This window comes from Propionivibrio sp., from assembly GCF_049316945.1.
GTDB lineage: Bacteria > Pseudomonadota > Gammaproteobacteria > Burkholderiales > Rhodocyclaceae > Propionivibrio.
In genome coordinates, this window is the sequence record NZ_JBMOJE010000028.1 from 39,264 (window position 1) to 45,819 (window position 6,556).

Genomic DNA, 6,556 nt, shown 5'->3' on the forward strand with positions numbered 1-6,556 from the left:
TTATCCGGATCAAAAGGTATCAAACCCTCGTCATTCCGGGCTTGACCCGGAATCCAGAGGTGCACTACTGGATTCCGGGTCAAGCCCGGAATGACGGAAGTAAATGATTGCGCTTACTTATGCGCGCCGATCTTGTCACGCCAGCCCGGAAACAGCAGGTCGGCATCCTTCGGGAATGATGCGAAGGCACGGGCGAATTCCTTGTGTCCTTTGGCCCACTCGATCGGGTCGGCGCCGGCCTTCCAGCATTCATAGGATTGACGCAGGGAAATTGCACCGGCAGCCGGGCTGTCGATGTGACCGTAGGCGCCGCCGCCGGAGGTATTGATCACGTTGCCGTGGCCGAGGTTCTCGAAGAAGCCGGGCAGGCGCAGCGCGTTCATGCCGCCGGAAATGATCGGCGTGGTCGGCTTCATGCCGTACCACTTCTGGAAATAGACCGGACCCTGGCACTCGTCGCGCTCGATCATGTAGGCGATGATCTTGTCCGACTGGTCGCCTTCCATCTTGCCGTAGCCCATGGTGCCGACGTGGATGCCGGAGGCGCCCTGCAGACGGGACATCTTGGCCAGCACGAAGGCGGTGTAACCGCGCTTGGCCGACGGCGAGGTAATCATGCCGTGGCCGGCGCGGTGGTAGTGCAGGTACTGGTTGGGGTACTGCCGGCGCGCCGTGGTGATCATGCCCGGGCCGCCAACGAAACCGTCGACCAGGAAAGCTACCTTGTCGGCGTCGGGCCCGAACGATTCGAGGATGAAGTCGGCGCGGGCGCACATTTCATAGTGGTCGTCGGCGGTGATGTTGGCCGAAAACAGCTTGGCCTGGCCGGTTTCGTCCTGGGCACGCTTCATCGCGTCGACCACCAGCGGGATGACCTTCTTGGCCGGGCAGAACACCTGGTTGCCCTGCGGTTCGTCGTTCTTGATGAAGTCGCCACCAAGCCAGAACTGGTAGGCGGCATTGGCAAACGGTTCGGGGCGCAGGCCGAGCTTGGGCTTGATGATGGTGCCGGCGATATAGCCGCCGTCCTTGATCGGGCGACCGAGGATGCGCCACATGTCGGAAATGTCCTTGGCCGGGCCGTCGAACAACTGGATGGCGCGCTCGGGCATGTAGAAGTCGTAAATCTTGCCGTGCTCGATGTCGCCCATGCCCTGGTTGTTGCCGACCACCAGCGTCAGGAAGGAGACGATCATCATGCGGCCGTCGGTGATGTTGCGGTCGAACAGATCAATCGGGTAGGCGATCCGCATGTCCTCGCTGGCTTCGTCGATGTGATAAACCAGCGCGTCGACGCCCTTGGTGAAGTCGTCGGTGGTCGATACTTCGACGTTGGTGCCGGTGGACGATTCCGCCGCAAAATGCGCCGCCGCCTCCAGATAGCCATGGCCCGCCTTGGGCTTCATCTTGTACGCCACCAGGATGTGCCTGCCACCCTTGATGAGGTCGGATTCCTTCAGGCTGAGGTCGGCGTAGCGGTTCGATTGATCCATTATTGTCTCCGTTTTTGGTTCAGGAAAAGTTCAAAGTCGTCTGAAAGTCGCGCGAGCGACTCGCGAATCTCCCCTCGCCCTGCGGGATAACCAGCGACTTGGCTGCCGTCTTTTGGCAGCATAGTCGAATGGCTAGTAGTTCCCTCAGAGGGGTCGGGGGTGAGGGCAGAGCGTTGGCAGCAATGTACTCCAAATACTGTCGATGCCAGGTGCGTAGTTGCGCCAGGTCGACGCATGGCCCGTCGAGCGGCAATCCGTCCAGGTGATGAGCCGGCGCATTCGGCTCGCCTAGATCCGATACGACGCTCAAAGCGCCATCAAAGTTCTGCAATGCGCTATAGGAGTTGACCGTGATCAGCGTCGGCACGCCAGCCGCGCGTGCGGAGGCCAGACCGGGAAAGGAGTCCTCGATAGCCAGGCAGGCTTCCGGTGAAAGCCCCATCTGCTGCAGTACCCACGCATAGACGTCCGGCGCAGGCTTCTTGTTGGCGACGCTATCGCCGGCTCCGATCACCTCGAACAGCGACGTCATTTCCCGCTTGAAATTTGCCGTGATCAGGCTGAGCAGAGCGGACGGCGTGGTCGTCGTGGCGATCGCGATGCGTATACCGGCCGCGCGCAGTTCGTTAATCAGCCGGGCGACACCCGGCCGCAGCGGAATGGAGCCAGCCAGCACCAGTTCGGAATAAATCCCGCTCTTGAGCTGGTGCAAGCCGGCAATCCAGCTGTCGATGTCAACCCGACTGAGCAACGCTGGCGCGTACCTTTCAAGGTAAAGACGAATGCGCTCCTTGCCGCCGGTGACGGCGAGCAATTCGCCATACAACTCGCGCGACCAGTACCAGTCAAGGCCGTATTGATGAAACGCCCGGTTGAATGCCACGCGGTGACCAGCAAGCTCTGTTTCGGCCAGTGTCCCGTCGACGTCGAAGATGACGGCCTGCAAGGGCGTGCCGCTGAACGCTGGCGGTGTTCTCTCCGATCTGTCGCGTTCAGTCTGGCAGTTGAGCGTCATTGGTTTTCGCCTGGGTTGAAGTCTGCCAAGTTTAGGAGGAGAGAGTCATTATTAAAAGTTAAACTTTGTTTGATTTATGATTAGCTTTTGATTTTCAAAAGGTGCTGTGCAAGTTGCACGCTTGCCAATTTATTTGCGAGTCTGTAGACCTCGTCAATAGGCGTTCTACAAGCCATTAGCCTGAAGAGTGGCGTATTCAATTGATCTCTGGCGTGCATCTCTGTAGAACGCCTGTTGGTGCGGCTTGCAGAGGTGCACTACTCCCCAAGATACGCCTCGCGCACCTTGGGGTTGGCCAGCAGTTTTGCGGCCTGGTCGGTCAGCGTGATCTCGCCGCTTTCCATCACATAACCGCGTTGACTCACTTCCAGCGCCAGCTTGGCGTTTTGTTCGACCAGCAGAACGGTCATCCCTTCATCAGCCACCGTGCGGATGACCTCGAAAATCTTTTGCACCATGAGCGGCGCCAGGCCCATCGATGGTTCGTCGAGCAGCAGCAGTTTCGGGCGGCTCATTAGCGCGCGGCCGATGGCCAGCATCTGCTGTTCGCCGCCGGAAAGGGTTCCGGCCAACTGTTGCGAACGTTCCTTGAGGCGGGGAAAAAGCGAGAAAACGTGGTCGCTGTCGGCGGCGATTCCGTCCTTGTCGCGGCGCGTGTAAGCGCCCATCAGCAGGTTCTCGACGATGCTCATGCGCGGAAAAACGCCGCGCCCTTCCGGCACCAGCGCGATGCCTTCCGAGATCAGTTGATGCGGCGGCAGCGCGGAAATTTCCTTGCCGCAATAGCGCACGCTGCCGCCCGAGGCATTGAGCAGGCGGGATAAAGCCTTGAGCGTGCTCGTCTTGCCGGCGCCGTTGGCGCCGATCAGCGCCACCATCTCGCCCTGATTGACATGGAAGGTGATGCCGCGCACCGCCTGGATGCCGCCGTAAGAGACGCGTAGTCCGGTTACCTCAAGCAAGGCTGCCTCCCAGATAAGCTTCGATGACCTTCGGGTCTTTTTGCACCACCGATGGCACGTCTTCGCAGATTTTTTCGCCGTAGTCGAGCACCGCCACGCGGTCGCACAGACCCATCACCAGTTTGACGTCGTGTTCGATGAGCAGGACGGTGATGCCATCCTTGCGGATGCCCTCGATCAGCACGCGCAGATTTCCGGTCTCGGTGCCATTCATGCCGGCCGCCGGTTCGTCGAGCGCCAGCAGTTTCGGATCGGTGGCCAGCGCGCGGGCGATTTCCAGCCGGCGCTGGTCGCCGTAGGAAAGGTTGCGCGCCAGATCGTCGGCGCGGTCGGCGATATTCACGTAATGCAGCAATTCCTCGGCGCGTTGCCGGATGGCCGCTTCTTCCCGCCTGGTGCGCGGGTCACAGAGGACGGCGCCAAGCACGCCGGCGTGCGTGCGCACATGGCGCCCGACCATGACGTTTTCCATCGCCGTCATGTTGCCGAACAGCCGGATATTCTGGAAGGTGCGCGCAATGCCGCATTTGGCCACCTTGTGCGGCGCGTCGGCCTGCAGCTTTTCGCCAGCGAAAATGAGGTCGCCGCCATCGGGGTGATATAGGCCGGTGAGGACGTTGAAGAAGGTCGTCTTGCCGGCGCCATTCGGCCCGATCAGGCCATAAATTTCGCCCTGGCGGATGGTCAGCGAAACATCGCTCAGCGCTTTTACGCCGCCAAAGTGCTTGGCAACGGCGCGCGCTTCAAGGAGGTTGTTCATCCTGAAAAACTCTGTTTAACCACGGCGGCACGGCGAACAGCGCGAAGCCTCCCTGAAGAGGGACAGCGTAAAAACAGAAAAACCTGAGGTTTTTCGCCGTGTTCGCCGTCCCTCTTCAGGGAGGCTTCGCGCTGTCCGCTGTGGTCAACTGCTTTTTCTAGCTTCATTCACCCTCCTTCATGACGTCGATGGATTCGCCCTTGAACTCGCGCCGACGGGTCGTTGATGGCCACAGCCCGGCTGGTCGGTAGAGCATGACGACAATCAGCGCCAAGCCGAAGAGCAGCATGCGCAGGGCTTCGGGATCGAGCAGGATCTTGCCGAAGAGGGCCAGTTGCACCGGGCCGGCGCCGTGACGGAAGATTTCCGGCAGGATGGTCAGCAGGATGCCGCCGAGGATGACGCCGGGAATGTTGCCCATGCCGCCGAGCACCACCATGCACAGCACCATGACCGATTCCATCAGGTTGAACGACTCCGGGCTGACAAAGCCCTGGAAGCCGGCAAACAGACCGCCGGCGACGCCGCCAAAGCTGGCGCCCATGGTGAAGGCCAGCAGCTTGATGTTGCGCGTGTTGATGCCGCAGGCCTTGGCGGCGATTTCGTCCTCGCGGATGGCCACCCAGGCACGGCCGATGCGCGAGTTTTCAAGGCGGATGGTGACGAATACGATGAACAGGGCGAGGGCCAGGAAAAGGTAGTAGTAGGCGTGAAGCGAGGGAATGGTGAAGCCGAGAAAGCTGACCGGCTTGGCCAGCGTGATGCCGCCGAGGTGAATCGGATCGATCCCGGAAATGCCTTGCGGCCCGTTGGTGATATTGATCGGAGAATTAAGGTTGTTCAGGAAAATGCGCACGATCTCGCCAAAGCCCAGCGTGACGATGGCCAGATAATCGCCGCGCAGGCGCAGCGTCGGCGCACCGAGCAAGGCGCCAAAAATCCCGGCCAGCGCGGCGCCGGCCGGGATGATCACCCACACCGGAAAATGCAGTCCGAATTGCGGGCTGGCGAGCAGCGCATAGAGATAGGCGCCGACGGCATAAAAGGCGATATAGCCCATGTCGAGCAGTCCGGCGAAGCCGACCACGATGTTCAGGCCAAGCGCCAGCATGATGTAGAGCAAGGCGAAATCGACGATGCGCAGCCAGGAATTGCCCAGATGGTTGCCGATCATGAAGGGCAGGGCAGCGAGCACGATGCCCATGAGCACGGTGGCGGCGATGGCCGCGCGTTTGTCGTGACGGAAGTTTTCCAGCGCAGTTACAAACGTCATCACGCGCGCTCCGATACTTTTTCGCCGATCAGCCCCGAGGGGCGGAAAACCAGCACGCCGATCAACACGAAAAAGGCGAAGATGTCCTGGTAGTGGCTGCCGAGGAAACCGCCGGTCAGGTCGCCGATGTAGCCGGCGCCGAGCGACTCGATCAGACCGAGCAGAATGCCGCCGAGCACCGCCCCGGCGATGTTGCCGATGCCGCCGAGTACCGCGGCGGTAAAGGCTTTCAGGCCGAGCATGAAGCCCATGTAATAGTGGGCTATCGAGTAGTTGGCACTGACCATCAGGCCGGCCACCGCCGCCAGCGCCGAGCCGATGACGAAGGTGAGCGAGATGATCTGGTTGATGTTGACGCCCATCAATTGGGCGATCTGCGGGTTTTCGGAGGTGGCGCGCATGGCGCGGCCGAGCCGGGTGCGGTGGATGAGCACGATCAGGCCGGTCATCATCAGGGCGGCGATGAGCACGATGGCCACTTGCAGGCTGGTAATCGTCGCGCCGAAAACATCATGGTTGATGCTTGGCAGAATCGGCGGAAAGGCGTGGTAGTTGCGTCCCCAGACCAGCATCGCGAGATTCTGTAAAACGATCGAAACGCCGATGGCGGTGATCAGCGGCGCCAGTTTTGGCGCGCGCCGCAAGGGCCGGTAGGCGATGCGCTCGATGCTGAAGCCAACCGCCATGCACACCGTCACCGATGCGGCGAGGGCGACCAGAATGATGACGAACACCGGCAGGCCGCTGTCGGCCAGCAGCTTGATAACAGTCAAAGCGACCATGGCACCGATCATTACCACTTCGCCATGGGCGAAATTGATCAGCCCCATGATGCCGTAAACCATCGTATAACCCAGCGCCACCAGCGCATAGATGCTGCCGAGAACGAGGCCGTTGATGATTTGCTGGATGAAAATATCCATCGATAGGAGGCGCCTGAAATGCTACTTGTAGTCAGTCAATATGGATAAACACAATCAATGAATCCTCAAGCGCTGGCCCTCACCCCAGCCCTCTCCCGCGGGAGAGGGTGCGCGGCAGCGCGGTGAGGGC

At 60.5% G+C, this 6,556-nt stretch carries 7 protein-coding genes; all 7 read right to left on the minus strand.

All coding sequences use genetic code 11. The features are described 5' to 3' along the window. Positions 1–113: 113 nt before the first annotated feature. The 7 genes from ACOYNV_RS08755 to ACOYNV_RS08785 all read right to left on the minus strand — a co-directional run bounded on the left by ACOYNV_RS08755 (position 114) and on the right by ACOYNV_RS08785 (position 6,426). The gene (locus ACOYNV_RS08755; protein WP_422899381.1) at positions 114–1,493 is read right to left on the minus strand and encodes a ribulose-bisphosphate carboxylase; all 1,380 of its coding nucleotides are present in this window, start codon (positions 1,491–1,493) and stop codon (positions 114–116) included. A 19-nt stretch (positions 1,494–1,512) separates the two neighbouring features. Then, positions 1,513–2,508: an HAD family hydrolase gene (locus ACOYNV_RS08760; protein WP_422899382.1), complete on the minus strand. Its 996-nt coding sequence runs from the start codon at positions 2,506–2,508 to the stop codon at positions 1,513–1,515. 257 nt (positions 2,509–2,765) lie between these two features. Then, positions 2,766–3,470: an ABC transporter ATP-binding protein gene (locus ACOYNV_RS08765; protein WP_422899383.1), complete on the minus strand. Its 705-nt coding sequence runs from the start codon at positions 3,468–3,470 to the stop codon at positions 2,766–2,768. Continuing rightward, positions 3,463–4,230 carry an ABC transporter ATP-binding protein gene (locus ACOYNV_RS08770; RefSeq protein WP_422899384.1) on the minus strand — a complete coding sequence of 256 codons (768 nt, stop codon included), beginning with the start codon at positions 4,228–4,230 and terminating at the stop codon, positions 3,463–3,465. Before ACOYNV_RS08770 ends, ACOYNV_RS08765 begins: the two co-directional genes overlap by 8 nt. After that, positions 4,227–4,397, minus strand: coding sequence for a hypothetical protein (locus ACOYNV_RS08775; RefSeq protein ID WP_422899385.1), 171 nt, complete (start codon positions 4,395–4,397; stop codon positions 4,227–4,229). Before ACOYNV_RS08775 ends, ACOYNV_RS08770 begins: the two co-directional genes overlap by 4 nt. Beyond that, positions 4,394–5,503 carry an ABC transporter permease subunit gene (locus ACOYNV_RS08780; protein ID WP_422899386.1) on the minus strand — a complete coding sequence of 370 codons (1,110 nt, stop codon included), beginning with the start codon at positions 5,501–5,503 and terminating at the stop codon, positions 4,394–4,396. Before ACOYNV_RS08780 ends, ACOYNV_RS08775 begins: the two co-directional genes overlap by 4 nt. Beyond that, positions 5,503–6,426 (minus strand): branched-chain amino acid ABC transporter permease, encoded by a 924-nt coding sequence (locus ACOYNV_RS08785; RefSeq protein WP_422899387.1) that lies wholly within the window; start codon positions 6,424–6,426, stop codon positions 5,503–5,505. Before ACOYNV_RS08785 ends, ACOYNV_RS08780 begins: the two co-directional genes overlap by 1 nt. Positions 6,427–6,556: the final 130 nt, after the last annotated feature.

Excerpts from the sequence above, each read along its gene's own strand:
- ACOYNV_RS08785 (WP_422899387.1), bottom strand. The coding sequence starts at position 6,426 with ATGGATATTTTCATCCAGCAAATCATCAACGGCCTCGTTCTCGGCAGC.
- ACOYNV_RS08755 (WP_422899381.1), bottom strand. The coding sequence starts at position 1,493 with ATGGATCAATCGAACCGCTACGCCGACCTCAGCCTGAAGGAATCCGAC.
- ACOYNV_RS08760 (WP_422899382.1), bottom strand. The coding sequence starts at position 2,508 with ATGACGCTCAACTGCCAGACTGAACGCGACAGATCGGAGAGAACACCG.
- ACOYNV_RS08780 (WP_422899386.1), bottom strand. The coding sequence starts at position 5,503 with ATGACGTTTGTAACTGCGCTGGAAAACTTCCGTCACGACAAACGCGCG.
- ACOYNV_RS08770 (WP_422899384.1), bottom strand. The coding sequence starts at position 4,230 with ATGAACAACCTCCTTGAAGCGCGCGCCGTTGCCAAGCACTTTGGCGGC.
- ACOYNV_RS08775 (WP_422899385.1), bottom strand. The coding sequence starts at position 4,397 with ATGAAGCTAGAAAAAGCAGTTGACCACAGCGGACAGCGCGAAGCCTCC.